Below are 22692 nucleotides of genomic sequence, written 5' to 3'. Positions count from 1 at the left end.
AATGACTCAAAGCGCATCAGTGTCAGTTTCGCCCGTACGGATACGGACGGCCTGATCAATACTGAGAACGAAGATTTTCCCGTCACCGATCTGACCGGTTTTGGCGGCGGTGGTGATGGCTTCAACGGCGGTGTCGACGAGCTCTGACGCGACAGCAACTTCCACCTTCAGTTTGGGAAGAAAGCTGACGGCATATTCCGCGCCACGATAAATCTCGGTGTGTCCTTTCTGGCGGCCATAACCTTTCACCTCGGTGACGGTCAGGCCCTGGATGCCGACAGCGGTAAGTGCTTCGCGCACTTCGTCCAGCTTGAACGGCTTGATGATGGCCATCACAATTTTCATTGACTATACCCCTGCGCTAGCGCGGTACCCTTCAGGTGGAATTACCCGAACAGCAGCAATCCGCGTTGAACCCATCCCCCGAGCCTTGACGACCCTTGGCGACTGGTAAGGAGTATTCAAGTTCCGTGCCAGACTGGAAAAATAATACTAAGTCATTGATTAAAAATAATAATTTTTATCACTTCGGCAGTGCACAATACATTATCCGGCAATGCGCCTAAAAATTAGGCATTTATACCAAGGGAGTGGAGTTTCACTCGGATGGATGCACACGAATTAGGCCTTCCTGCGCCGTCGAGGCAATAAGAGTGCCATCGCGGCTATAAAGCGCGCCACGATTGAAGCCGCGCGCGCCAGCGGCGCTGGGGCTGTCTGCCGTATAAAGCAACCAGTCATCGAATTTGAAGGGACGATGAAACCACATGGCGTGATCAAGGCTGGCAACCTGCAAATCCTTGTCGAAAATGGAACGGCCATGGGCATAGAGCGATGTATCGAGCAATGTCATGTCGGACAGATAAGCAAGAACCGCGGCCTGCACGGCACGATCGTTGGGCACAGCACCCGTTGCCCTGATCCAGACATTCTGTTCCGGCGGCAGCTTTTCCCGCGTGAAATAGTGGGTGAGCGACAAAGGCTTCATCTCGATGGGGCGGTCCTGTTCCCAATACTTGCGCACGTTGGCTGGCGCATTCTGCAGGTATTGCTCCTTCAGGTCCTTGTCACTCATCAGCTTTTCCGGCTCAAGAACGTCCAAGGGTATCGGCTTCTGATGTTCAAGACCTTTTTCCTCGATCTGGAAGGACGCTTCGAGTGAAAAAATGGCATGGCCATGCTGGATTGCGACGACACGCCGGGTTGTAAAGCTCGAGCCATCGCGGATACGATCCACCTCATAGATGATCGGCACCTTCGGGTCGCCTGCCCGCATGAAATAGCTGTGCAGGGAATGCACGTGGCGTTCGGGATCAACCGTGCGCTGCGCTGCCACCAGCGCCTGACCGATGACCTGTCCGCCAAACACACGTTGCCAGCCAACCTGCGGGCTGCGACCTCGAAACAGGTTGTGTTCAAGTGTCTCAAGGTCGAGTATGGACAAAAGCTCTTTCATGGCATCAGACATGATGGGCGCAACTCCTGTTCGTACGGCCGGCATAATAGTGCCTCAAACCGCTTGCAACAGGAACAGGTAAACAAGTCAAGCGTCACGTAGGCGCAAGAGCAAAGAGAAACCGGAGGCAATCATGGCCGAAAGAACCCGGACACAGACATCCAAGATCCCCGGCAGCGCCGATATCATTATCGCGGGCGCAGGCTATGTTGGCATGGCAACAGCCGTCGCGCTGAAATCTTCTGCACCGCATCTGGCTGTAACCGTGATTGACGCAGCGCCTGCGGGCGTCTGGCGCAATGACACCCGCGCCTCAGCAATTGCAGCCGCTGCAAGCCGCATGCTCGACCGGCTGGGCTGCTGGGAGGAAATCCTGCCAAAGGCGCAGCCGATCACTGAGATGATTGTTACGGATTCGCGCACCTCAGATCCGGTCCGACCGGTCTTTCTAACCTTCAACGGCGAGATCGAACCCGGCGAGCCTTTTGCCCATATGGTTGAGAACCGCGTGCTCAATGCATCTTTGCGTGCGAAAGCCGAAGAGATCGGTATTACATTTATAGAAGGTGCACCCGTCCACGGTTTTCACAACGAGGACGAACACCTCACCGTTCGGTATGGCGATGACAAAGAGCTGCGGGCGCGTCTGCTTCTGGCTGCCGATGGCGTCAAATCGCGATTGCGCGATATGGCTGGTATCAAGACCGTCAACTGGGAATATGACCAGTCCGGTATTGTCTGCACAGTCGCACACGAACGCCCCCACCATGGTCGCGCGGAAGAGCATTTCCTTCCCGCGGGTCCCTTTGCCATCCTGCCGCTTAGCGGTAATCGTTCGTCACTCGTTTGGACCGAGCGTACCGCTGATGCTGAGCGGTTGATCAAGGAAGATGACTTTGTTTTCGAAGCGGAGCTTGAGCAACGCTTTGGCCTGAAGCTCGGAGAACTGCGGGTCGAAGGACCACGCAAGGCTTTCCCGCTTGGGCTGACTTTAGCGCGCGATTTCGTCAAGCCGCGCTTTGCGCTGGTCGGTGATGCAGCTCACGGCATTCACCCGATCGCCGGTCAGGGCCTCAATCTGGGCTTCAAGGACGCCGCGGCAATCGCTGAAACCATTGTCGATGCCGACCGCCTCGGGCTCGACATCGGCTCTGTCGCCGTCCTTGAGCGTTATCAGAGCTGGCGCCGTTTCGACACGGTACAGATGGGCGTAACCACCGACGTCCTGAACCGTTTGTTCTCCAACGACAATGTGCCGGTTCGCGCCCTGCGTGACTTCGGATTGGGTCTTGTAGAGCGCATGCCGCGGCTCAAAGGATTTTTCATCCGTCAAGCCGCAGGATTGTCGACAACAGCGCCGAAACTGCTTCAGGGTCAATCGATCTGAAGCGGTTTTCCGCCCTTACAGCGGGCGGGGATAGGCTCGATAAATGGCCTGGATTTCCGCGAGGATTTCCGGGGTCAGCGTGACATCGGCAGCGCCAATATCGATCTTCAGCTGTTCCATTGATGTCGCGCCGATGATGACTGATGTGACAAACGGCCTGCTCAGTGCAAAGGCAATCGACAGTTGTGCAACATCAAGACTGTGTTTGCGGGCAAGTTCAAGATAGGCCCGAACAGCCGGATCGGCGTGCTCATTGTTCCGCCAAAGCGCCTGCAGCGAGCCCCGCGTGCCTGCTGGCACCTTTCCATCGAGATATTTGCCAGTCAGAACGCCCGAAGCCAGGGATGAGTAAGCAAGAAGCCCGACATCTTCGTGGTGGCTGAGTTCCGCCAGATCGAGGTCGAATGCCCGCTGCAACAGGCTGTACTCATTCTGAACTGAAACAACGCGCGGCTGATCCTGGCGTTCGGCAAGTTTCAGCCATTGGGCAATGCCCCAGGCGGTTTCGTTGGAAAGGCCAATATGACGGATCTTGCCCGCCTTCACCATTTCATCCAGGCCAGCGAGAGCTTCCTCGATTTGTGGCCCTACCTCAGCCCTGTTCTGGTGATGCGGCGCATATTCCCAGCCACTGCCGAAATGATAATGTCCCCGAACCGGCCAGTGTACCTGATAAAGATCGATATAATCAGTCTGTAGACGTTTCAGGCTGCCATCCACCGCTTCGGCGATCGTGGCCTTGCTCATGAGGCTGCCGCCGCGGATCCAGCTGTTGCGTCCACCACCCGCAATTTTTGTTGCCAGCACAAACTGGTCACGCTTGCCGGTCTTCTTGAACCAGTTGCCGATATATGTCTCGGTCTTGCCATAGGTCTCGGCCGTTGGCGGGACCGCATAGATCTCCGCCGTATCCATGAAGTTTATTCCGGATTCGAGCGCATAGTCGATTTGCGCATGCGCATCCGCTTCGGTGTTCTGTACGCCCCAGGTCATGGTGCCGAGGCAAATTTCCGTGACGTCAATATCCGTCCGGCCAAGCTTTTTCAATTTCACGGGGATTTTCCTGTTTTGAATTCAAGAGCGTTCGATTTCGAGGCCGAGCTTCTGCTTCAGCTTTCGGACACGCTGGCCGTAGTGAGGGGAGGTCTGAACTGCGGCAGCGGCCGTGTCTAGCATAGCAATCAAATCCTGCTTTTCCACCTCGTTGAGGTGCTGACGCTGCAAAGGTGACATTTTATTGATCACGATCACCGTATTGCCCGGTGAATTGATTGATGAAAAGACCGCCTATGGAAAGATCCCAATGCTGCCGAAACTTGTAAAATCTGGCAAGTTCCAACATCCTGTCGATGCCAAGGAACTGCTGTAATGTTCTTGCGTTACCAATAGGGCAGCAATAACCCGAATGAATCAACCAAGGGAGAGTCAATAATGGACAGACAAGCGACGGCAATCTGGAAAGGCGCCTTGAAAGACGGTACCGGAACTCTTGATACGCAAAGCGGCGCACTCAAGGGCCTCCCCTATAACTTCAAGGCTCGTTTCGAGGATGCAAGCGGCACGTCCGGAACCAATCCGGAAGAGCTTTTAGCGGCGGCCCATGCCGGTTGTTTTGCCATGCAGCTTTCGCATTTTCTGGCAGAAAATGGCACGCCAGCTGAAAAACTGGACGCCAAGGCAGCGGTAAGCATCAACCCAGCGGCCGGCGGTGGCTTTGAAATCACCAAAAGCGCTATTACTCTGGTCGGTAATGTACCCGGTATTGATGCCGACACCTTTGCCAAACTCGCGGAGCAAGCAAAAGCCTCCTGCCCGCTTTCCAAGGCACTCGGCGCCATTCAGGTAACGCTGGATGCAAAGCTGGCGTGATCGGGCGTTCCGCATGTCAAACAAAACGGGCGCTTTAAGCGCCCGTTTTTATTCAGCCATCATTGTGATCAATACCTAGATCCGGCGTTCGACCATCATCTTCTTGATTTCGGCGATTGCCTTGGCGGGATTCAGCCCCTTCGGGCAGGTCTGCGCGCAGTTCATGATGGTATGGCAGCGATAGAGCCGGAACGGGTCTTCCAGATTATCAAGACGCTCGCCCGTTGCCTCGTCGCGGCTGTCGATCAGCCAGCGATAGGCCTGCAGCAGAACAGCCGGTCCGAGATAACGATCGCCGTTCCACCAATAGCTTGGGCAGGACGTCGAACAGCAGGCGCACAGGATACACTCGTACAACCCGTCGAGCTTGGCACGATCATCGTGGCTCTGCAGCCATTCCTTTGCCGGCTCCGGCGAAACCGTCTTGAGCCAGGGCTCGATCGAACGATGCTGGGCATAGAAATTCGACAGATCGGGCACGAGATCCTTGACCACGGGAAGATGCGGCAAGGGATAGATTTTAACCGCACCCTTGATTTCGTCCATGCCCTTGGTGCAGGCGAGCGTGTTCGTTCCATCGATGTTCATCGCACAGGAACCGCAGATGCCTTCACGGCAGGAGCGGCGCAGGGTCAACGTCGGATCGATCTTGTTCTTGATCCACAACAGGCCATCGAGAACCATCGGTCCGCAATCGTCGAGGTCGACATAATAGGTATCGATCCGCGGATTTTCGCCATCATCCGGTGACCAGCGATAAATGCGGTACTCGCGAAGATTGTTGGCGCCCTGCGGGCGGTCCCATGTCTTGCCGGGACGCATCTTCGAATTCTTGGGAAGTGCAAGTTCAACCATAATGCTCTGATCCCTTAGTACACACGCGCTTTTGGCGCGATCTTGGCAAGGCTGATGCCGCCGTCCTCTTCCTTGACCAGCGGGTCAAGATGAACGGGACGATAGTCAAGCTTGACCTCCCCTTCGGGGGAGAGCCAGGCAAGGCTGTGCTTGCGCCAATTGACGTCATCGCGCTTGGGGAAATCCTCGTGCGCATGAGCGCCGCGGCTTTCCTTGCGCGCTTCAGCGGCGACGACCGTCGTCAGCGCATTGGCCATCAGATTTTCCAGTTCCAATGTTTCCACCAGATCGGAATTCCAGATCATCGAGCGGTCAGTCACCTTGATATCCGGGAGTTCGCTCCAGATTTTCTCCATGCGTTCAACGCCCGACTTCAGCGATTCCGATGTACGGAATACCGCAGCATCTTCCTGCATTGTCTTCTGCATCTTTTCCCGCAGGACAGCTGTCGGTGTACTGCCATTGGCATGACGCAGACGGTCGAAACGCTCCATGATTTTCTCGACCGAAGCCTCGTTGATGGCAGGGATCTTGGCATTGCGGTCGATAACCTGACCGGCGCGGATGGCGGCCGCACGGCCAAAGACCACGAGATCGATTAGCGAATTCGAGCCCAGACGGTTGGCCCCGTGCACCGACGCGCAGCCCGCCTCGCCGACAGCCATCAGGCCCGGCTGGATGCGGTCTGGATCATCCTTGGTCGGATTGAGCGCTTCACCCCAATAATTGGTCGGAATGCCACCCATGTTGTAGTGAACCGTCGGCAGAACCGGGATGGGTTCCTTGGTCAGATCAACACCGGCAAAAATCTTCGCTGATTCGGAAATGCCGGGCAGACGTTCATGCAGAACAGCTGGGTCGAGATGGTCAAGATGCAGGAAGATGTGATCCTTGTCCTTGCCCACGCCGCGCCCTTCGCGGATTTCCAGGGTCATGCAGCGCGAAACCACGTCGCGCGATGCCAGATCCTTGGCCGACGGTGCATAGCGCTCCATGAAGCGCTCGCCCTCGGAATTGACGAGATAGCCGCCCTCGCCGCGCGCACCTTCAGTGATCAGGCAGCCTGCGCCGTAAATGCCGGTCGGATGAAACTGAACGAATTCCATATCCTGCAGGGGAAGACCGGCGCGCGCCACCATACCACCACCGTCACCGGTGCAGGTATGAGCGGATGTTGCCGAGAAGTAAGACCGACCGTAACCACCCGTTGCCAGAACAACCATTTTGGCGGCAAAGCGATGTATCGTGCCGTCATCGAGGTTCCAGGCGACAACGCCTGTTATCGTGCCATCCGCATCCTGAATCAGATCCAGCGCAAAATATTCGATGAAGAACTGCGCATTGTGACGCAGGCTCTGGCCATAAAGCGTGTGCAGGATGGCATGACCTGTGCGATCGGCTGCAGCACATGTGCGCTGGACGGGCGGACCATCGCCATAGTTCATCATGTGGCCGCCGAAGGGGCGCTGATAGATCTTGCCCTCTTCCGTGCGCGAGAAAGGCACGCCGTAATGCTCCAGTTCGTAGACAGCAGCCGGCGCTTCGCGTGCCAGATATTCCATGGCATCCGTATCGCCGAGCCAGTCCGATCCTTTGACGGTATCGTACATGTGCCACTGCCAGGAATCAGCGCCCATATTGCTCAGAGATGCAGCGATACCGCCCTGTGCCGCAACGGTGTGCGAGCGGGTCGGGAACACCTTGGTAATGCAGGCCGTCTTCAAACCCTGCTCGGCCATGCCAAGCGTAGCGCGCAGACCGGCACCACCGGCACCAACCACGACCACATCAAATTTGTGATCAACGAATGTATAGGCCTTACCGTTCTTGCCGGCGGTCCCGTTCTTGTCTGTAGTTGCCAAGATTAGCCTCCGAAGCTCAGCTTGATGATCGCAAAGACGCAGGCAATACCCACCACAAGGGTGAAAAACGTATTGAGCATCAGACAGGCGAGTTTCTTGCCTTCGCTGGTTACGTAGTCTTCAATGATGACCTGCATGCCAAGGCGCATGTGATAGAGACCTGATATGATCACCATCAGCAATACCAGCGCAGTCAGCGGGTGCGAAAGAGCGGCCCTTGTTTCCACATAGCCTGCACGATGCAGATAAATGATCAGACCAATGAAAAACAGCATCAGCGGTACGTTGGCGACGGCGGTCAACCGCTGACGCCAGAAATGCTCCGTACCTTCGTGCGCAGAACCCAGTCCGCGAACCTTCTTAAGCGGTGTGCGCATTTCGCTCATTGTCCCGCCTCCTTTACAAAATCGTGAACGCTGCGATCCAGATCAGGATCGTCAACGCTATGGAGAGAATGAGTGACGCGATGGCCATCTTCGTCGTCGTATGCTTTTCAAGGCCACGGCCGGTATCCCAGATCAGATGACGGATGCCACCGATCATATGATGGATGAGTGCCCAGGTGTAACCGAGCAGAACCAGCAAACCGATCCATGAACTGAATACCCAGCTGACGAGATTGAACTGCGTCTCGCTTGTCGCCGTTGCGATCAGCCACCAGGCAACAAGCAGCGTGCCGAAATACAGCGCGCCGCCGGTGATGCGGTGAACGATGGACATGACCATAGTGGGAATGAGTTTGTAGATTGACAGATGCGGCGACAGTGGCCGATTGGCATGAAGGTTAGTCTTGCTCATAGCGTCCCCAGTGATAAGCGCCGCGCCATTTGAACCTTGATTGACGGGCAGGGCCGAAAGGCTGGATAGAGGCAAATTTAGAAGGGTTTTAGTCCCGTTTTTGCACTGCGTCAAAGGCCCATTCACCCCCCTCATGCGGCGAATTGGCACCAATAGCAAGAGGATAAGGTTTTGGTAGAAAATTCAATCGTTTAAACCCTGTGAAACGACTGAAAAAACCCTCTGATCGCGCTTTCTTGGTGATCAAAAATATGTGAGTGAGTCTGTCCTATTTAAGCCTTTTGGGCCGGTTGAGACGCTTGATTGTGCAAACGCGAACGGAACATCGCGAGTCGCTCCCAGGATGCTCGTTGCGTTATCCGGATAGGGCCCAGGCGGTTTTACTGGTTGCCAAAACGGATAATGAAACTCGTCCAGTCGGCAGTGGCTGCGATCTGCTCGTACAGTTTGCGCCCATCTTCCGGCAGGCGTGGCGCGTTAAGAGACAGTTTTGTCCAGCCCCGCTCTTCCGCCTTGTCTGCCAGAACGTCGATTAGTGCCTTGGCTATGCCTTTACCACGATGATCGTGATGCACATAAATATGGTCGACCTGTCCGGCACGCATTCCGGATACAGGCTCGGGCAGATCGTAGAAAATGACAAAGCCGACGAGATTGCCGTCGAGCCGGGCACCGGCGATTTCAGCCGCACGATCACGCAGAAGATTTTCCGCATAATAGTCATCCGGACGGCGCGGTGCGCCCCGCTTCAGCGCCTGCGCATAGCTTGCGAGTAAGGGTGCAAACTCGTGTGCATCGTTGAGATGCAGCAGAGAAATGTCGACGGCGTGTTCGTCTGCGGTCTTTGTCGTCATGGTCGCATCATCCCTTTCACTCCGGCAGCACTTCCGGCTGGCCTGCATCTGCTGAGGATTGGTTGATTGTGCCGCGCCCGTCAACCGCCACTACCAGGCAAAAATCGATTCAAAAGCGTTTTGGCGGATGACAAGCATTAATAATAGGTTAATGCTTGCACTGTCGCAGCCAGTTTAACAAAGGAGCTTGTCCATGTTCGCTTTCCGCAAACACACGGTCACGCTTTTGTTGTCTGGCCTGACAATTTTCATAGTCACACAAAGCGCTGCCGCCTACGATGTCAATGTTCGTGATGCCTACGGTGATGAGTATGGCAATGTGATCGTGCAGGACCCTGATGGTCCGAAGATGATCTTTGTCGGTGCCGCCGCCGTCAAGTCCGACACGCTCGGACGCGAGCTCCGCAAACAGGTCCGCGTTTACAAGCGGGCCAAGGGACCGGCCATCATCTCTCCACCCGCTGATCCCTATGTCATCGGCGTTATTCCTGCACCCAATACAGGCTGCGATGCCCCGATTGTCGTGCGCGGTCGCGGCTATATGTATGGCATTGACCGTGGTGAAATACCGATTCTCGGCATTCCGGGCTGCCAATAGACCTCTCCTCCCATATTTGATTTGCCTCGCCGGGCCGCGCCCTGTATGGGGGCCGCTTCATTGAAGAGGTTATTCCATGGCTCGCAATTCCGACGGTGCGCTCGTCCTGTTTTCTGGCGGGCAGGATTCTGCCACCTGCCTTGCTTGGGCGCTTTCGCGTTTTGACCGGGTCGAAACGGTCGGCTTTGACTATGGCCAGCGCCATCGGGTGGAGCTTGACGTGCGCAATGATTTCCGCACCAGCCTCATCCGCCAGTTTCCGCAATGGGTGGAACGCCTTGGCGACGATCACCGGCTTGATGCCGGCGTGATCGGCCAGCTCGGCGCCACTGGGATGACCGACGACATTGCCATCGAGATGGCAGAGAACGGCCTGCCCAATACATTTGTTCCGGGCCGTAACCTGCTGTTTTTCACCCTGGCCGCCGCCCTCGCCTATCGGCGCGGCCTGCGCGTCATCGTTGGAGGCATGTGCGAAACCGATTATTCTGGTTATCCCGATTGCCGCGACGACACCCTGAAAGCCCAACAGGTCGCATTATCATTGGGTCTTGATCGCCGCATCACCATCGAAACCCCATTGATGTGGCTTGATAAGGCGGAAACATTCGCCTTGGCCCAGAATATAGGCGGTGATCCGTTGCTCGACATGATCGTTGAAAATACCCACACCTGCTATCTCGGCGATCGTTCGGCCCGCCATGCCTGGGGCTATGGCTGCGGCACATGTCCCGCCTGTGAATTGCGCTCTGGCGGATGGCAAAAGTTCAAGGCAGAAGCCGCATGACCTACGCCGTGAAAGAAATCTATCTGACCCTTCAAGGCGAAGGCAACCACACCGGCCGTGCCGCTGTGTTCTTGCGCTTTGCCGGATGCAATCTCTGGTCCGGACTTGAACGCGACCGTGCCGATGCGCAGTGCCGCTTTTGCGATACGGATTTTGTCGGCATAAACGGCCCCGGCGGCGGCAAATTCAAAACCGCCGCCGCTCTGGCCGATGCGGTTGCGGCAGCGTGGCCGCGCGGCGGTCGTTCAAACGGAAAGCCCTATGTCATCTGCACCGGCGGCGAGCCGCTGTTGCAGCTCGATCCCGTCCTGATCGCTGCCTTCCATAGCAGGGGCTTCGAAGTCGGTGTCGAGACCAATGGCACCATCGCCGCCCCTGTCGGGCTTGACTGGATATGCGTCTCGCCCAAGGCCGATACCACGCTTGTGCAGACCAGTGGCCACGAGCTCAAGCTCGTCTTTCCGCAGGCCGAAGCTGCGACCCATCCCTCGCATTTCGAGCAGCTCTCATTTCAGCATTTCTACTTGCAACCTCTTGACGTCATCGGTGATCCGGCGCAAACCGCCAAGCATGTGGCATCTGCAGCGGCCTATTGCCTCGCCCATCCGCTTTGGCGGCTGAGCACGCAGACACATAAATTGATTGGCTTGCCCTGAGGGCAATTTTGGCGGGCGCCTCATGCGCCAGTGCTGAAGAGGAATACCATGAGAATCTTTACCGACTTCACGTTTGAAGCGGCACATCATCTGCCGCATTCTTTTCCCGATGGCCATGTCAACCAGCGCTTGCACGGACACAGTTTCCGCGTTCGCGTCACCCTGCAGGGCAGACCGGATCCCAAGACCGGACTGATTGCCGATCTTGGAGCTGTCAAAGCCGCCATCAAAAGCGCGCGTCATGCGCTTGATCACCGGTATCTCAATGAAATTGATGGTCTGGAGTTGCCGACGCTGGAGACCATCGCCATATGGCTATGGCGGCGTATTGCTCCGGATCTTCCGGCTTTGGCCGAAATCGGCATCTATCGCGACAGTTGCGGCGAGGGGTGCGAGTATCAGGGCGAATTCGAACCACTGGAGAAGGCGGCATGAGTCATTACGCAGAACAGGCAACGATGCTGGGTAAGGATGTTCCCATTCCCCACCATCCTGACGAGGCGCTTCTCGACGCCGTGCCGAACCCGCAAGCCGGAACGCTGTTTCTCGCCCGCTTTGCCTGCCCGGAATTCACATCGCTCTGTCCCGTCACCGGCCAGCCGGATTTTGGACATCTGGTCATCGATTATGCACCCGATCAGGCGCTGGTCGAATCCAAGTCGCTGAAACTGTTCCTGACCAGCTTCCGCAACCATGGCGCATTCCACGAAGACTGCACCGTCAATATCGGCAAGCGCATCGTTGAAGCAGTAAAACCGTTGTGGTTGCGCATAGGCGGCTATTGGTACCCGCGCGGCGGTATCCCCATTGACGTCTTCTGGCAAACGGGCCCTGCACCGGAAGGCCTCTGGTTGCCTGACCAGGGTGTGCCCGCCTATCGCGGACGCGGCTAATCACATACAGCGGGAGACAACGGTAATGGCTGAACTCAAGATCAGAACAAGAGACGTTGGCGCCACAGCTGTTTTGCTGCACGGCGGCCAACCGGTTGTTACATCCCATACGGGCGGCGTCCTCAACGTCGCCCATGCGGTTTCCGAAGCAGGCTTTGGGCCGCTCGATCTGCTCTACGCATCACTGTCGGCCTGTCTGGTGCTGAGCGCAAAAATGGCAGCAGCCCGGCTTGGCGTTGCCGGCAAGCTCGAAACTGTTGAAGCCCACGTGACCGGCGACAAGGCCAAAGAAGGCCTCTCACGCGTCGAACGTTTCCATATCGCTTTCACCATCACCGGCGATATCGACGCGGCGACACGCCATGCCATTGTCGAAGCAGCGGAAAACGAGATCTGTACCGTCAGCAACACATTGCGCGGCAATCCGTCTTTCACAACGACGGTAGGCTAATCAGCCCTCCAATCGCTGAACATTTTCTGTTCCGGTCTCGGGTAGGTCATTGGCAGCGATACGTACGCAATTGCGTCCGGCCTTCTTGGCCTCATACAACGCATGATCGGCGCGGCGCATCATGCTGCTGAGCCCTTCACCCGATTGCGACTCCGCAATGCCGAAACTTGCAGTCAGGCTTTGGCCGCCGGCAAGTTCTGCCAATTCAAAGCCCGCAAAGGCCTGCCGCACATCTTCTGCATATTGCCGGGCAGCTTGACTGATGGAGCCAGGAAGCAGGACGGCAAATTCTTCGCCACCGATACGCGCAACAACCTTTTCCTGATCCGACACTGCGCGCAGGATCGCCGCAAAACCGGCGATCACCTTATCCCCCGTGCCATGCCCATGACTGTCATTGATCTGCTTGAAATAATCGAGATCGCAGATGATCAGACTGATCGGATTGCCCAGATGCTGCGCGCGGGTGAGCGCCGCCCTTGCTCGTCCCTCAAATCCGCGCCGGTTGAGCAGAGATGACAGTACATCGGTTTCGGAAACGGAAGATATGTTGGCCAGAATATTGCGGGTCAGGATCGTCAGAAGCAGAATGGCCGTGGCAACGGACAGGACAGCCGATGCCGATTGCGAGAGCAGAGCATATTGTGTCGAGATATAGCTTTGCGGGCTGTCACCCATCCCGCCAAGCACGGCTGCCAGAAACGGCTTTGACAGGAAATGCGCCGCGTTGAGCGCAAACAGTACCATCAACGCCCGGTCAAAGCCGGAGCGTAACGATGAACGCAGGACGAACAGGGCACAGAGCGCAAAGATGATGGCGTAGGGGCCTTGATAGATCGACATGCGGACGATGGACTGGCGCGGCATATCCTCGCTCAGCTGGTTCGCAATAATCGAGCCCACAAGCACCGCAGAAAAGAGAGTCCACGGAATTGCCTTTGCGTAACGCTGGGCAATACCCGCGGTAAAAATCAGCATGGCAACAATCAGCACCGCGAAAGCCAGGAATACTGCAACACGCGCATCGGCCAGTGACGGGATCAGGAATTCAATGGCAAAATTGAGCATGCCGAGCGCGTAGGCCAACGCAAAGAAATGCGCCGCTACGTTTTTCCGGTCATAAAGCCCGATCATGAAAAATGCCGTAGCAAAAATGCCCGACATGAAAAGATTCATTGCGAGAATAAAGCCCGCACCGCTCATGGTGTTATCCTGTGATCTGCCGAACGGGGCAACCTGTTTTCAAGATCGTAGCATGGAATACGCACGGGCGATTGAAAAGGTTACAAAAAACGGGGCCTGGGGCCCCGTTTTCATGACATCAGGCGGAAGAAAGCGCGAAGCCTATTTCCACTCGCGAATATCAACAAAATGTCCAGCAATCGCTGCGGCTGCAGCCATGGCAGGCGAGACCAGATGGGTACGACCCTTAAAACCCTGACGGCCCTCGAAATTGCGGTTCGAGGTGGAGGCGCAGCGCTCGCCCGGCTTCAACCGGTCATCATTCATCGCAAGGCACATGGAGCAGCCCGGCTCACGCCAGTCAAAACCCGCAGCCTTGAAAATCTTGTCGAGGCCTTCGGCTTCGGCCTGTTCCTTGACAAGGCCGGAACCCGGAACAATCATCGCGTCCACGGTTGGAGCGACCGTGTGACCTTCAACAACCTTGGCAACAGCGCGCAGATCCTCGATGCGGCCATTGGTGCAGGAGCCAATGAAAACCCGATCAAGCTTGATATCGGTCATCGGCGTACCCGGCTTCAGGCCCATATAGTCGAGCGCGCGCCATTTCGAGGTGCGCTTGTTCTCGTCGGTGATTTCGTCCGGATTAGGAACGGCACCGGTGATGGAAATAACGTCTTCCGGCGAAGAACCCCAGGAAACGATGGGTGGCAAGTCAGCAGCATTGAGCACAACCACCTTGTCAAAATGCGCACCTTCATCGCTCTGTAGCGTCTTCCAGTACTCGACAGCCTGATCGAACGTTTCACCTTTCGGCGCACGCGGCTTGTCTTTGACATAGGCGAAAGTAACTTCATCAGGCGCAATCAGACCGGCTCGGGCGCCACCTTCGATCGACATGTTGCAGATGGTCATGCGACCTTCCATCGAAAGTGCGCGGATGGCTTCACCCGCATACTCGATCACATAGCCGGTGCCGCCAGCGGTACCGATCTCGCCAATAATAGCAAGAATGATGTCTTTGGCGGTGACGCCAGCAGGCAGAACACCGTCAACGCGCACCAGCATGTTCTTGGCTTTTGACTGGATCAGCGTCTGGGTTGCCAGAACGTGCTCGACTTCCGATGTACCGATGCCATGCGCAAGCGCGCCGAACGCACCATGCGTGGATGTATGGCTATCGCCGCATACAATTGTCATGCCCGGGAGCGTAAAACCCTGCTCCGGTCCGATGATGTGCACGATGCCCTGACGGATATCCTTTTCGGAATAGTATTCGACGCCGAAATCAAGGGCGTTCTTGGCAAGCGCCTCAACCTGAATACGGCTTTCGTCGTTCTTGATCCCGTTGACGCGATCCGGCGAGGTCGACACATTATGATCGACGACAGCGAGTGTTTTTTCGGGATGGCGGACCTTGCGGTTCGTAAGACGCAGACCTTCAAAAGCCTGCGGGCTGGTCACTTCATGCACAAGGTGACGATCAATATAGAGAAGGCAGGTGCCATCGGCCTGCTGATCAACCAGATGATCATCCCAGATCTTGTCATAGAGTGTACGTGGCGCAGTCATCGCGATATCCTCGGCAATGGTAGGTACTTGTAAGATTATGTCGTGGACATATGCACTCGGTGCCCACTTACGTCAAGAAACAAGCGGTAAAAGTAATATTTCGGCGACAAAGCGCCGCGATCGATGACCGCTCGTCCATGATTTTGACGTGTTTCTCCCTGTATTTCACACCGGATCGGCAAAAGGGAGACACCAAATGGTTTCGCGACGAATTGTTGTGCTGGGTGGCCTTGCCACTGTCGCTTCCATTTCCGGTATTCTCCGCCTGCCGTTTCCGACCTACGCCATGACTCAGAATGCAACGCCCTTTCTCGAACCCGATGCCTGGGCGAGCAAACTGATCACAGCTGCTGAAAACCAGATCGGCCAGACGGTGCACTACGATCCTGCCTATACGCGTATCGCCTATCCCATGGGTGATGTACCGCTTGAACGCGGTGTCTGCACCGACGTGATTATCCGCGCCTATCGCCAATCGGCGGGCATTGATCTTCAGGAACGGGTTCACCGCGACATGGCGACAGCCTTTGCCGTCTATCCCAAATCATGGGGAGCCAAGCGGCCTGATACCAGCATCGACCATCGCCGCGTTCCCAACCTTGCAACGTTCTTTCAGCGTGCGGGCGCCGCTTTGCCCATTAGCACGGAAGCGAAGGACTACAGGCCCGGCGATATCGTCACGCAAATGCTTCCGGGTAATCTTCCCCACATCGGTATCGTGACTCAAAGGGCAAATCCTGATGGCTCGCGCCCACTTCTGGTTCACAACATCGGAGCCGGCACGCGACTTGAAGACCGCCTGTTCGAATTCAGGATTACCGGGCATTACCGATATTTACCCCGGACGGTTTAGGTTCGGTCATTTAAGCGCGCTTCGATCCACCGCAATCCCAGGGACAGGCTGATCGTCAGGATCAGATAGATATAGGCAACGACAGAATAGGTTTCGAAGAAGCGAAACGACCCTGATGCATAGACCTTGCCCATTTGCGTGACATCGACGACGCCAAGCACGGATACAAGCGAAGAATCCTTTACCATCGAAATAAAATCATTGCCGTAAGGCGGCAGAATGGTGCGCAACGCCTGTGGCATCACGATCAACCGGAACCGCTGGAAACGCTTCAGGCCGAGCGCTTTCGATGCCTCGATCTGCCCCTTGTCGACGGCTTGAATTCCCGCCCGGAAAATCTCCGCCAGAAATGCCGCATAGGCGAGCGTCAGGGCAATGATGGCCCTCCACAAGAGCGAGAAATCCCGCACCTGGAGCGGCTCGAACAGACCAGCGCTTTGCAGGGGATGCGCGATGACGTTCCACAGGGCAACAGCAGCAGGCGCGCCGACAAAGGCGATGTAGAAGAGAAGCACCAGCAAAGGTATTCCACGGACGATCTCGACGTAGAACCGTGCGCTCTGGCGCAAGACAATATGTTCTGAAAGGCTCATCACCGCCAGCAGAAGCCCGAGGCCAGAGGCGAGGAAAAATGCGAGAAGCGATACCCAGATGGTGATCCAGATGCCCTGCGACACCGTGGTGAACACCTGACCATAGATATCGCTGACCACGATCGCCAGGCCAAGTACGATGGCAATGGCCACGGCGACAACCAGCCACCAGGGGAAGTCCTTTTTGACAAAAGGACTTCTGTTCTGTGAGGGAACTGACAACAGGCAGCCTTACTGGCCAAGCTTGTAGTCGAGGAACCACTTCTTGTTGAGCGCGTCAAACGTGCCGTCGGTCTTCAAGGCTGCAATCGCCGCGTTGACCGGGCCAACAAGGTCAGACCCCTTGGCAAAGATGAAACCGAAATCTTCAGCGCCCAGCGGACCGCCGACAAGTTTCAACGCACCACCGGACGCATCAACATATCCTTTGCCCGCGGTGCTGTCCGTCAAGACCACATCGACGTCACCGGTCTTGAGCGCCTGGATGGTGGCGCCAAACGTCTCGAACAGCTTGATACGAGGATTTTGCTCGTTACCGTCAAGCAGGTTATAGACGGCGACATAGAAATTTGTTGTACCCGGCTGTGCGCCCACCAGGCCGTCCTTGATCTCACCAAAGCCTTTTGCATCAAAAAAACGCTTTTCATCACTGCGAACCAGCATAAATTGTTCTGAACGCATGTACGGTTCAGAAAAATCCACCTTCTGTTTGCGCTCATCATTGATGGTAATGCCGGTCATCCCAATCTGATACTGATTGTCCGAAACCGCCTGAATCATCGCATCCCAACTTGTATTCAGATACTCCACTTTGAAATTCAACCGCTTGGCGATTTCATTCATCGCGTCATATTCCCAGCCGACGGCCTTGCCGGTTTTGGGGTCGATAAACTGCAACGGTGGATAGGCATTCTCCGTCACAACGGCAACCTTCTTACCGCCCAGATCGGGCAGCCCAGCCGCCAAAGCGGTAAACGGCGTTACGGCGAGCATCAGCCCCACCATGAAAACGGATCGCAAGTTCATGTTAGACCCCTAATATTGCGTTTTGATCAAGCGAAGCACAAATTTCACTTTATAAAGGCCCCGTCAATCCCCGAATGGAATGCAACCGCTTTATTCGCTATCGCGCAAGCATGATTTTTTCAACCGGCGAATGACAACTGGAAAAGCTCCAGCACAAAAGAAAAAGGCGGCCCGAAGACCGCCTTTTTGAACACACTATGAACCTTGCTTATTCAGCAGCAGGTGCCTTGGCAACGGTTTCTTCCGTTACTTTTTCCGCTGTACCGGAGACCGGAACAGCTGCTTTGTTCTTGCGATTGTCTTTCTTTTCGACAATACGGGCAGCCTTACCGGTCAGGCCGCGCAGATAATAGAGCTTCGCACGACGAACCTTACCGCGGCGGACAATGTCTACGCCTTCAACCAGCGGTGAAATGATCGGGAATACGCGCTCGACGCCTTCGCCGTAGGAAATTTTGCGAACTGTGAAGTTCTCGTTGATGCCAGCGCCGTTACGCGCAATGCATACGCCTTCGTAAGCCTGAACGCGGGTACGTGTACCTTCCGTCACGCGAACATTAACGCGGACTGTGTCGCCTGGCTTGAAATCTGGAAGCACGCGCTTGGCTTCGATTTTTGCTCTCTGTTCGAGATCGAGCTGACGAATAATATCGACGGTCATCGTCTTCATCCTTTTCTTTTTCAAACAGTCAGAGCGCTCAACACTTGCAACGCAGCACCTTTGGCCGCATTTCTATGCTTCTGATGAAGCAGGAGCGAATTCACCATTCATTGATTGTCGGACTTGGGTTTTTCCCGAGTTGGCGGCCAAATACACCATAAAAGTCCGTTTGTCACCTCTGGCGGCGATTCTTTTTAGCGCTGATTGCCATTCGAGTCGACCCGAAGCGATTTCTGCATGAAAACCCTCCGCGTCTCATCAAACCCCTTTTCGATATGCAGCTGCCGGATTCGTTCCAGCGCCGGGCTCAATGCCGTGTCGGGAACATCAGTAAATCCAAGCCGCCGGTAATAAGGTGCATTCCACGGAACATCCCGAAAAGTGGACAAGAGGAGCCCCATTCTGGCCTCCGCGCGAGCGCGCTCCTCCACCAGCCCGATCAGCGCCGATCCAATACGTTTTCCCGCGTACTGTGGATCCACGTCGATCTGTTCGACGTACAGGTGGTTATCGATCACATGAAAGATCACAAAACCAACGGGTTGTACGTCGACAGCGACAAAAAGGCGATCCTGAGCGATTCGCTTCAACACGACTGCTTCCGGAGTCGGGTCATCGCCGGCAATTTCCGGCATGCCGATATCAAGGAATCGTGCCGCTGACGCTCGTTCGATTGCAGCAATGACCGGTACGTCACCGGCTTCCCCGCTCCGAAACTGCATTGTCTTGTTCCCGCTTATTTATGTGGCTTCTTCATCTGCGGATAAAGGTCCCATAGGTCCGGACGGCGTTCCCGCGTCAGTTTTTCAGCTTCTGCCTTGCGCCATTTCTCAATGGCGCCGTGGTTACCGGACAGCAGCACATCCGGGATGCGGCGCCCTTCCCATTCCTGTGGCTTGGTGTATTGCGGATGCTCCAGCAATCCGGTCTCAAAGCTTTCCGTTTCGCCGGATTGGGCATTGCCCATCACACCGGGAAGAAGACGGACAATTGCATCGAGAACAACGATAGCCGCTGTCTCGCCACCCGACAAAATATAATCGCCGATCGAGACCTCTTCAAAGCCGCGCGCTTCGATCAATCGTTCATCAACACCTTCGAACCGGCCGCACAATATGATTGCGCCCGGACCTGCGGCCAGTTCCCGCACACGCTCCTGACTGAGCGGCTTGCCACGCGGGCTCATGAAGAGCCGTGGCCTTTCATCCGCCACCGCATCGACGGCGCGCGCCAGCACATCAGCCTTCATCACCATGCCAGCACCACCACCGGCGGGCGTATCATCCACCATGTGATGCTTGTCCGTGGCGAAATCGCGTATCTGCACCGTTTCCAGCGACCAAGCCTTGTCCGCCAATGCCTTTCCGGCAAGAGATACGCCGAGTGGACCCGGGAACATCTCTGGATAAAGCGTCAATACCGTCGCTCGGAAACCGGCATCTTGCCCGCTCATGACTGCTCTTTCCCGCCGTCACCACCCAACTGCCTGCGCCGTTCCTCTTCTTCGTTCTCATCGGGAATGAGCCCGGCAGCAGCCGGATCGATGACAACCTGTCCGGCTTTGATGTCGATATGGGGTACAGCAGCCTGGGTAAATGGTACCAGTAGCGGCCGGCGGCCCGGTATGGTCAGCTCGATGAGATCTCCACCACCGAAATTGAACATAGCCGTGACCTTGCCGTATGGTTTGCCTTCTCCATCAATCGCATCAAGGCCTATCAGGTCGGCATGGTAGAATTCATCTTCGTCAAGCTCCTCCGGCAACTGCGAACGATCGATGAACAGCGTCGTGCCATTCAGCGCCTCGGCCATATTGCGATCATTAACACCACGGAATCGCACAACGACAACCGTATTGGCCGGGCGAATTGCCAAAATTTCAAAACTTCTACCGGTTACATCGTAGAGCAGGCCATAATCGGCCAATGCCAGGGGATCGCCGGTGAAGGTCTTCACTCGCACTTCGCCGCGTGTCCCGTGCGCTGCACCGATAACGGCAAGCTGCACTGGATCATTCAATTTTGCCATCGGGCTTTTCCATTCCTATCTTCTCTCATCGACGAATTACCCCGTCTTTGGTCAAACGCCAAGTACGAAGGACTGAGTTAGAGGCTAAAGAGAAACGACTCCGTAAGGTCTGATGTGCATTATCAGCTGGAACAGGGAGTATCGCTATGGTCGTCCAGCCGCAGAATACCGAATTTCTCGTTTCGGCCCGGCCCGACCTGATTGCAGCTCGGGAAGAATGGCTGAAATCACTGAAAAACACCCGGCGCCTCGCAACCAATACGCTTGAGGCCTATGAACGTGATACCCGCCAGTTCTTTCAGTTTCTAACGGGTCATCTCGCTGAACCGCCATCACTGAAGGATGTAGCGGCTCTGCGCATCGCTGATCTACGGTCCTATCTCGCACGCCGTCGCAACGATGGCGCCGGAGCACGCACGCTCGGTCGCGGCCTGGCGGGGATCCGCTCCTTTCTGCGTTACCTGGAGAAGCAGGGCATGGCCAACGCCGCGGCCTCCATTGCCATGCGCGCGCCAAAACAGCCCAAATCCCTGCCAAAGCCCCTGACCACCATTGATGCCCGGCGCGTGGTGGAAAAAGGGGAACAGCTTAATGAGGAACCCTGGATCGCCGCGCGCAACGCTGCCGTCCTGACCCTGCTTTATGGTTGCGGGTTGCGCATTTCTGAAGCGCTTAATCTTGATGGCGGCGCACTGCGAGACCCTGCCGCTCGCTCCATTCCCATCACCGGCAAGGGCAGCAAGACGCGGATGGTGCCACTCCTGCCCATTGTTCATCGGGTGGTCGACGAATATCGCACTCTTTGCCCCTATCAGCTGGAAGCGGGCAAACCGCTGTTTCGCGGTGCACGCGGCGGCGAGTTGCATCCGGCTATCATCCAGCGTGACATGCAGAAAATGCGGAGCGCGCTTGGTTTGCCCGATACGGCTACCCCGCATGCACTGCGTCATTCCTTTGCCACTCACCTTCTCGGGCGCGGCGGCGATTTACGCACTATTCAGGAGCTGCTTGGCCATGCAAGCCTGTCAACAACGCAGGTTTATACCGGCGTTGATACCGACCGGTTGATGGAGATCTATGACAAAGCACACCCTCGAGCTTGAATACATTCGTATTGATCAACGTAAACAATCTATAGTCTGGCCTTAACGCCTTTTTTGGCAAACCCCATATATGTACCGACCATGACCCAAACCGGCCCAACCATTTTTCTTGATCGTATGACTGAGAATGCACTGCGGCTTCTGGCTTTCCTCAGTTGGCTGTTGCTTGCCTCCTTCCTGATTGTCGCATTCACCGCAACCCGCGCTCGCGCAGAAGATGTATCATGCGGCGGACATGATCTCGTCGCCGCAATGGCAAAGACTGAACCTGAGAAGCTTGCTGCTTTGCGAAAGGAAGCTGCAAGCACGCAGAACGGCAAAGGTATTTTGTGGAAGATCGAGAAACCGGGAACGAAACCATCCTGGCTCTTCGGAACCATGCATCTTACGGATCCGCGCGTATTGAAGCTTTCGGATACAGCCGAGACCGCTTACCAGGGCGCAGGAACCATCGTCATTGAAACGGATGAAGTCCTTGATCCCAAGGCACCCATGAAGGTCATGGCACAAGATCCGGGATTGATGATGTTCACGGATGACAACACACTGGAAAAACTCATCCCCGCTGACAAACTTGAAGGGGTTAAGGCCGGGCTTGCAGCACGCGGCCTTTCGCTTGCAGCGCTCAACAAGATGCAGCCCTGGATCGTGACAAGCATGCTCGCCATGTCTCCCTGCGAACTGGAGCGCGGCAAAAGCGGCGTGGCCTTTCTCGATATCAAGCTTGCCCAAGATGCCAAGGCACAGGGCAAGGAAGTAACCGGACTCGAAACCATCAAGGATCAGCTCAGTGCCATGGCGTCCTTGCCATTAAAATTCCATGTCGAGGGACTGGTCGAGACACTTAACCTGGCGGCAAAGCTACCCGACATGTTCGAAACAATGGTTGTGCTTTATACCCATGGCGACACGGCCATGATTTTCCCGTTCATGCGCTCCCTTTCGCCCGACGGCACGGCAACCGGCGAGAATTACGCAGCGTTTGAAGAAAAAATGGTTGATGCCCGCAACCGGGTGATGGTGGAACGCGCTGCGCCAATCATCGACAAGGGCAATGCCTTTATTGCTGTAGGAGCACTGCACCTTCCAGGCGAAAAGGGGCTCGTAACCCTCCTTCGGAGCAAGGGATACACGGTTACAGCGCAATAGCCTCCGCCCGAGACAAACAGATAACGATATGATTTTCAACGATATATCCCGACTCAGTG

Annotated in this window: 29 protein-coding genes; 12 read left to right on the top strand and 17 right to left on the bottom strand. The window is 55.8% G+C overall.

The features are described 5' to 3' along the window. Nucleotides 1–6: 6 nt before the first annotated feature. Nucleotides 7–345, bottom strand: coding sequence for a P-II family nitrogen regulator (locus FHW16_RS08160; RefSeq protein WP_105734234.1), 339 nt, complete (start codon nt 343–345; stop codon nt 7–9). A 253-nt stretch (nt 346–598) separates the two neighbouring features. Further along, on the bottom strand, nt 599–1468 hold the full coding sequence (gene tesB, locus FHW16_RS08155) for an acyl-CoA thioesterase II (RefSeq protein WP_182548570.1): 870 nt from the start codon (nt 1466–1468) through the stop codon (nt 599–601). A 121-nt stretch (nt 1469–1589) separates the two neighbouring features. Between tesB and FHW16_RS08150 the strand changes: the two genes are divergently transcribed. Continuing rightward, a complete protein-coding gene (locus FHW16_RS08150) occupies nt 1590–2843 on the top strand; it encodes a ubiquinone biosynthesis hydroxylase (protein WP_182548569.1) in 1254 nt (417 codons plus the stop codon). Nucleotides 2844–2858: 15 nt separating this feature from the next. Here the strand turns inward: FHW16_RS08150 and FHW16_RS08145 are convergent, their stop codons facing one another. Together FHW16_RS08145 and FHW16_RS08140 are read right to left on the bottom strand one after the other, a co-directional pair. Then, entirely contained in the window at nt 2859–3896 is a 1038-nt protein-coding gene (locus FHW16_RS08145; RefSeq protein WP_182548568.1) for an aldo/keto reductase, read from the bottom strand. Nucleotides 3897–3917: 21 nt separating this feature from the next. Beyond that, a complete protein-coding gene (locus FHW16_RS08140) occupies nt 3918–4076 on the bottom strand; it encodes a hypothetical protein (protein ID WP_182548567.1) in 159 nt (52 codons plus the stop codon). A 4-nt stretch (nt 4077–4080) separates the two neighbouring features. Here FHW16_RS08140 and FHW16_RS29070 point away from each other — a divergent pair, with 4 nt between their 5' ends. Next, on the top strand, nt 4081–4212 hold the full coding sequence (locus FHW16_RS29070) for a hypothetical protein (RefSeq protein ID WP_281410096.1): 132 nt from the start codon (nt 4081–4083) through the stop codon (nt 4210–4212). Between the two features lie 62 nt (nt 4213–4274). Further along, the gene (locus FHW16_RS08135; protein WP_182548566.1) at nt 4275–4712 is read left to right on the top strand and encodes an OsmC family protein; all 438 of its coding nucleotides are present in this window, start codon (nt 4275–4277) and stop codon (nt 4710–4712) included. Nucleotides 4713–4787: 75 nt separating this feature from the next. Here FHW16_RS08135 and FHW16_RS08130 read toward each other — a convergent pair whose 3' ends face one another. The 5 genes from FHW16_RS08130 to FHW16_RS08110 form a co-directional block, all read right to left on the bottom strand. Continuing rightward, on the bottom strand, nt 4788–5567 hold the full coding sequence (locus FHW16_RS08130; protein ID WP_182548565.1) for a succinate dehydrogenase iron-sulfur subunit: 780 nt from the start codon (nt 5565–5567) through the stop codon (nt 4788–4790). Between the two features lie 14 nt (nt 5568–5581). Next, complete coding sequence (gene sdhA, locus FHW16_RS08125) at nt 5582–7429, bottom strand: succinate dehydrogenase flavoprotein subunit (RefSeq protein ID WP_182548564.1); 1848 nt, start codon at nt 7427–7429, stop codon at nt 5582–5584. A 2-nt stretch (nt 7430–7431) separates the two neighbouring features. After that, nucleotides 7432–7815: a succinate dehydrogenase, hydrophobic membrane anchor protein gene (sdhD, locus tag FHW16_RS08120; protein ID WP_182548563.1), complete on the bottom strand. Its 384-nt coding sequence runs from the start codon at nt 7813–7815 to the stop codon at nt 7432–7434. Nucleotides 7816–7828: 13 nt separating this feature from the next. Next, nucleotides 7829–8227: a succinate dehydrogenase, cytochrome b556 subunit gene (gene sdhC, locus FHW16_RS08115; protein WP_182548562.1), complete on the bottom strand. Its 399-nt coding sequence runs from the start codon at nt 8225–8227 to the stop codon at nt 7829–7831. A 380-nt stretch (nt 8228–8607) separates the two neighbouring features. Next, nucleotides 8608–9081, bottom strand: coding sequence for a GNAT family N-acetyltransferase (locus tag FHW16_RS08110; protein ID WP_182548561.1), 474 nt, complete (start codon nt 9079–9081; stop codon nt 8608–8610). 193 nt (nt 9082–9274) lie between these two features. Here FHW16_RS08110 and FHW16_RS08105 point away from each other — a divergent pair, with 193 nt between their 5' ends. The 6 genes from FHW16_RS08105 to FHW16_RS08080 all read left to right on the top strand — a co-directional run bounded on the left by FHW16_RS08105 (nt 9275) and on the right by FHW16_RS08080 (nt 12466). Further along, the gene (locus FHW16_RS08105; RefSeq protein ID WP_182548560.1) at nt 9275–9679 is read left to right on the top strand and encodes a hypothetical protein; all 405 of its coding nucleotides are present in this window, start codon (nt 9275–9277) and stop codon (nt 9677–9679) included. 76 nt (nt 9680–9755) lie between these two features. After that, entirely contained in the window at nt 9756–10466 is a 711-nt protein-coding gene (gene queC / locus FHW16_RS08100) for a 7-cyano-7-deazaguanine synthase QueC (RefSeq protein WP_182548559.1), read from the top strand. Further along, nucleotides 10463–11122 (top strand): 7-carboxy-7-deazaguanine synthase, encoded by a 660-nt coding sequence (gene queE, locus FHW16_RS08095; protein WP_182548558.1) that lies wholly within the window; start codon nt 10463–10465, stop codon nt 11120–11122. Before queC ends, queE begins: the two co-directional genes overlap by 4 nt. A gap of 48 nt (nt 11123–11170) precedes the next feature. Then, nucleotides 11171–11557, top strand: a complete 387-nt coding sequence (locus tag FHW16_RS08090; protein ID WP_182548557.1) for a 6-pyruvoyl trahydropterin synthase family protein — start codon at nt 11171–11173, stop codon at nt 11555–11557. Between the two features lie 23 nt (nt 11558–11580). After that, entirely contained in the window at nt 11581–12015 is a 435-nt protein-coding gene (gene queF / locus FHW16_RS08085) for a preQ(1) synthase (protein WP_432652015.1), read from the top strand. Nucleotides 12016–12040: 25 nt separating this feature from the next. Continuing rightward, a complete protein-coding gene (locus tag FHW16_RS08080) occupies nt 12041–12466 on the top strand; it encodes an OsmC family protein (protein WP_182548555.1) in 426 nt (141 codons plus the stop codon). On the opposite strand, the gene FHW16_RS08075 is transcribed toward FHW16_RS08080, so the two are convergent. Together FHW16_RS08075 and leuC are read right to left on the bottom strand one after the other, a co-directional pair. After that, entirely contained in the window at nt 12467–13669 is a 1203-nt protein-coding gene (locus tag FHW16_RS08075) for a GGDEF domain-containing protein (RefSeq protein WP_182548554.1), read from the bottom strand. Nucleotides 13670–13810: 141 nt separating this feature from the next. Continuing rightward, nucleotides 13811–15220: a 3-isopropylmalate dehydratase large subunit gene (leuC, locus tag FHW16_RS08070; protein WP_182548553.1), complete on the bottom strand. Its 1410-nt coding sequence runs from the start codon at nt 15218–15220 to the stop codon at nt 13811–13813. Between the two features lie 196 nt (nt 15221–15416). Between leuC and FHW16_RS08065 the strand changes: the two genes are divergently transcribed. After that, nucleotides 15417–16073 (top strand): DUF1287 domain-containing protein, encoded by a 657-nt coding sequence (locus FHW16_RS08065; RefSeq protein ID WP_182548552.1) that lies wholly within the window; start codon nt 15417–15419, stop codon nt 16071–16073. Here the strand turns inward: FHW16_RS08065 and FHW16_RS08060 are convergent. The 6 genes from FHW16_RS08060 to rimM form a co-directional block, all read right to left on the bottom strand. Then, a complete protein-coding gene (locus FHW16_RS08060; RefSeq protein WP_182548551.1) occupies nt 16070–16888 on the bottom strand; it encodes an amino acid ABC transporter permease in 819 nt (272 codons plus the stop codon). The two genes, FHW16_RS08065 and FHW16_RS08060, sit on opposite strands and share 4 nt — an antisense overlap. Before the next feature lie 9 nt (nt 16889–16897). Further along, nucleotides 16898–17671: a transporter substrate-binding domain-containing protein gene (locus FHW16_RS08055; protein WP_432652014.1), complete on the bottom strand. Its 774-nt coding sequence runs from the start codon at nt 17669–17671 to the stop codon at nt 16898–16900. Nucleotides 17672–17900: 229 nt separating this feature from the next. After that, nucleotides 17901–18353 (bottom strand): 50S ribosomal protein L19, encoded by a 453-nt coding sequence (rplS, locus tag FHW16_RS08050; protein ID WP_182548549.1) that lies wholly within the window; start codon nt 18351–18353, stop codon nt 17901–17903. 194 nt (nt 18354–18547) lie between these two features. Then, nucleotides 18548–19075, bottom strand: a complete 528-nt coding sequence (locus FHW16_RS08045) for a GNAT family N-acetyltransferase (RefSeq protein ID WP_182548548.1) — start codon at nt 19073–19075, stop codon at nt 18548–18550. A gap of 14 nt (nt 19076–19089) precedes the next feature. After that, nucleotides 19090–19806, bottom strand: coding sequence for a tRNA (guanosine(37)-N1)-methyltransferase TrmD (gene trmD, locus FHW16_RS08040; protein ID WP_182548547.1), 717 nt, complete (start codon nt 19804–19806; stop codon nt 19090–19092). Continuing rightward, nucleotides 19803–20381 carry a ribosome maturation factor RimM gene (rimM, locus tag FHW16_RS08035; RefSeq protein WP_182548546.1) on the bottom strand — a complete coding sequence of 193 codons (579 nt, stop codon included), beginning with the start codon at nt 20379–20381 and terminating at the stop codon, nt 19803–19805. The genes trmD and rimM overlap by 4 nt, the downstream gene beginning before the upstream one ends. Nucleotides 20382–20527: 146 nt before the next feature. Here rimM and FHW16_RS08030 point away from each other — a divergent pair, with 146 nt between their 5' ends. Continuing rightward, the gene (locus FHW16_RS08030; RefSeq protein WP_182548545.1) at nt 20528–21484 is read left to right on the top strand and encodes a tyrosine recombinase XerC; all 957 of its coding nucleotides are present in this window, start codon (nt 20528–20530) and stop codon (nt 21482–21484) included. 81 nt (nt 21485–21565) lie between these two features. Beyond that, nucleotides 21566–22633 (top strand): TraB/GumN family protein, encoded by a 1068-nt coding sequence (locus FHW16_RS08025; RefSeq protein ID WP_182548544.1) that lies wholly within the window; start codon nt 21566–21568, stop codon nt 22631–22633. Nucleotides 22634–22692: the final 59 nt, after the last annotated feature.

The organism is Phyllobacterium myrsinacearum, from assembly GCF_014138285.1.
Taxonomy (GTDB): domain Bacteria; phylum Pseudomonadota; class Alphaproteobacteria; order Rhizobiales; family Rhizobiaceae; genus Phyllobacterium; species Phyllobacterium myrsinacearum_A.
The sequence above is the reverse complement of the archived record's forward strand: the minus strand, read 5'-3'. Positions and strand labels throughout refer to the sequence as shown.

What these genes read in the sequence shown, in the direction of transcription:
- FHW16_RS08160 (WP_105734234.1), bottom strand. Translation starts at nt 345, where the DNA reads ATGAAAATTGTGATGGCCATCATCAAGCCGTTCAAGCTGGACGAAGTG.
- tesB (WP_182548570.1), bottom strand. Translation starts at nt 1,468, where the DNA reads ATGTCTGATGCCATGAAAGAGCTTTTGTCCATACTCGACCTTGAGACA.
- FHW16_RS08150 (WP_182548569.1), top strand. Translation starts at nt 1,590, where the DNA reads ATGGCCGAAAGAACCCGGACACAGACATCCAAGATCCCCGGCAGCGCC.
- FHW16_RS08140 (WP_182548567.1), bottom strand. Translation starts at nt 4,076, where the DNA reads ATGTCACCTTTGCAGCGTCAGCACCTCAACGAGGTGGAAAAGCAGGAT.
- FHW16_RS08135 (WP_182548566.1), top strand. Translation starts at nt 4,275, where the DNA reads ATGGACAGACAAGCGACGGCAATCTGGAAAGGCGCCTTGAAAGACGGT.
- FHW16_RS08130 (WP_182548565.1), bottom strand. Translation starts at nt 5,567, where the DNA reads ATGGTTGAACTTGCACTTCCCAAGAATTCGAAGATGCGTCCCGGCAAG.
- sdhD (WP_182548563.1), bottom strand. Translation starts at nt 7,815, where the DNA reads ATGAGCGAAATGCGCACACCGCTTAAGAAGGTTCGCGGACTGGGTTCT.
- sdhC (WP_182548562.1), bottom strand. Translation starts at nt 8,227, where the DNA reads ATGAGCAAGACTAACCTTCATGCCAATCGGCCACTGTCGCCGCATCTG.
- FHW16_RS08110 (WP_182548561.1), bottom strand. Translation starts at nt 9,081, where the DNA reads ATGACGACAAAGACCGCAGACGAACACGCCGTCGACATTTCTCTGCTG.
- FHW16_RS08105 (WP_182548560.1), top strand. Translation starts at nt 9,275, where the DNA reads ATGTTCGCTTTCCGCAAACACACGGTCACGCTTTTGTTGTCTGGCCTG.
- queC (WP_182548559.1), top strand. Translation starts at nt 9,756, where the DNA reads ATGGCTCGCAATTCCGACGGTGCGCTCGTCCTGTTTTCTGGCGGGCAG.
- queE (WP_182548558.1), top strand. Translation starts at nt 10,463, where the DNA reads ATGACCTACGCCGTGAAAGAAATCTATCTGACCCTTCAAGGCGAAGGC.
- FHW16_RS08090 (WP_182548557.1), top strand. Translation starts at nt 11,171, where the DNA reads ATGAGAATCTTTACCGACTTCACGTTTGAAGCGGCACATCATCTGCCG.
- queF (WP_432652015.1), top strand. Translation starts at nt 11,581, where the DNA reads ATGCTGGGTAAGGATGTTCCCATTCCCCACCATCCTGACGAGGCGCTT.
- FHW16_RS08080 (WP_182548555.1), top strand. Translation starts at nt 12,041, where the DNA reads ATGGCTGAACTCAAGATCAGAACAAGAGACGTTGGCGCCACAGCTGTT.
- FHW16_RS08075 (WP_182548554.1), bottom strand. Translation starts at nt 13,669, where the DNA reads ATGAGCGGTGCGGGCTTTATTCTCGCAATGAATCTTTTCATGTCGGGC.
- leuC (WP_182548553.1), bottom strand. Translation starts at nt 15,220, where the DNA reads ATGACTGCGCCACGTACACTCTATGACAAGATCTGGGATGATCATCTG.
- FHW16_RS08065 (WP_182548552.1), top strand. Translation starts at nt 15,417, where the DNA reads ATGGTTTCGCGACGAATTGTTGTGCTGGGTGGCCTTGCCACTGTCGCT.
- FHW16_RS08055 (WP_432652014.1), bottom strand. Translation starts at nt 17,671, where the DNA reads ATGGTGGGGCTGATGCTCGCCGTAACGCCGTTTACCGCTTTGGCGGCT.
- rplS (WP_182548549.1), bottom strand. Translation starts at nt 18,353, where the DNA reads ATGACCGTCGATATTATTCGTCAGCTCGATCTCGAACAGAGAGCAAAA.
- FHW16_RS08045 (WP_182548548.1), bottom strand. Translation starts at nt 19,075, where the DNA reads ATGCAGTTTCGGAGCGGGGAAGCCGGTGACGTACCGGTCATTGCTGCA.
- trmD (WP_182548547.1), bottom strand. Translation starts at nt 19,806, where the DNA reads ATGAGCGGGCAAGATGCCGGTTTCCGAGCGACGGTATTGACGCTTTAT.
- rimM (WP_182548546.1), bottom strand. Translation starts at nt 20,381, where the DNA reads ATGGCAAAATTGAATGATCCAGTGCAGCTTGCCGTTATCGGTGCAGCG.
- FHW16_RS08030 (WP_182548545.1), top strand. Translation starts at nt 20,528, where the DNA reads ATGGTCGTCCAGCCGCAGAATACCGAATTTCTCGTTTCGGCCCGGCCC.
- FHW16_RS08025 (WP_182548544.1), top strand. Translation starts at nt 21,566, where the DNA reads ATGACCCAAACCGGCCCAACCATTTTTCTTGATCGTATGACTGAGAAT.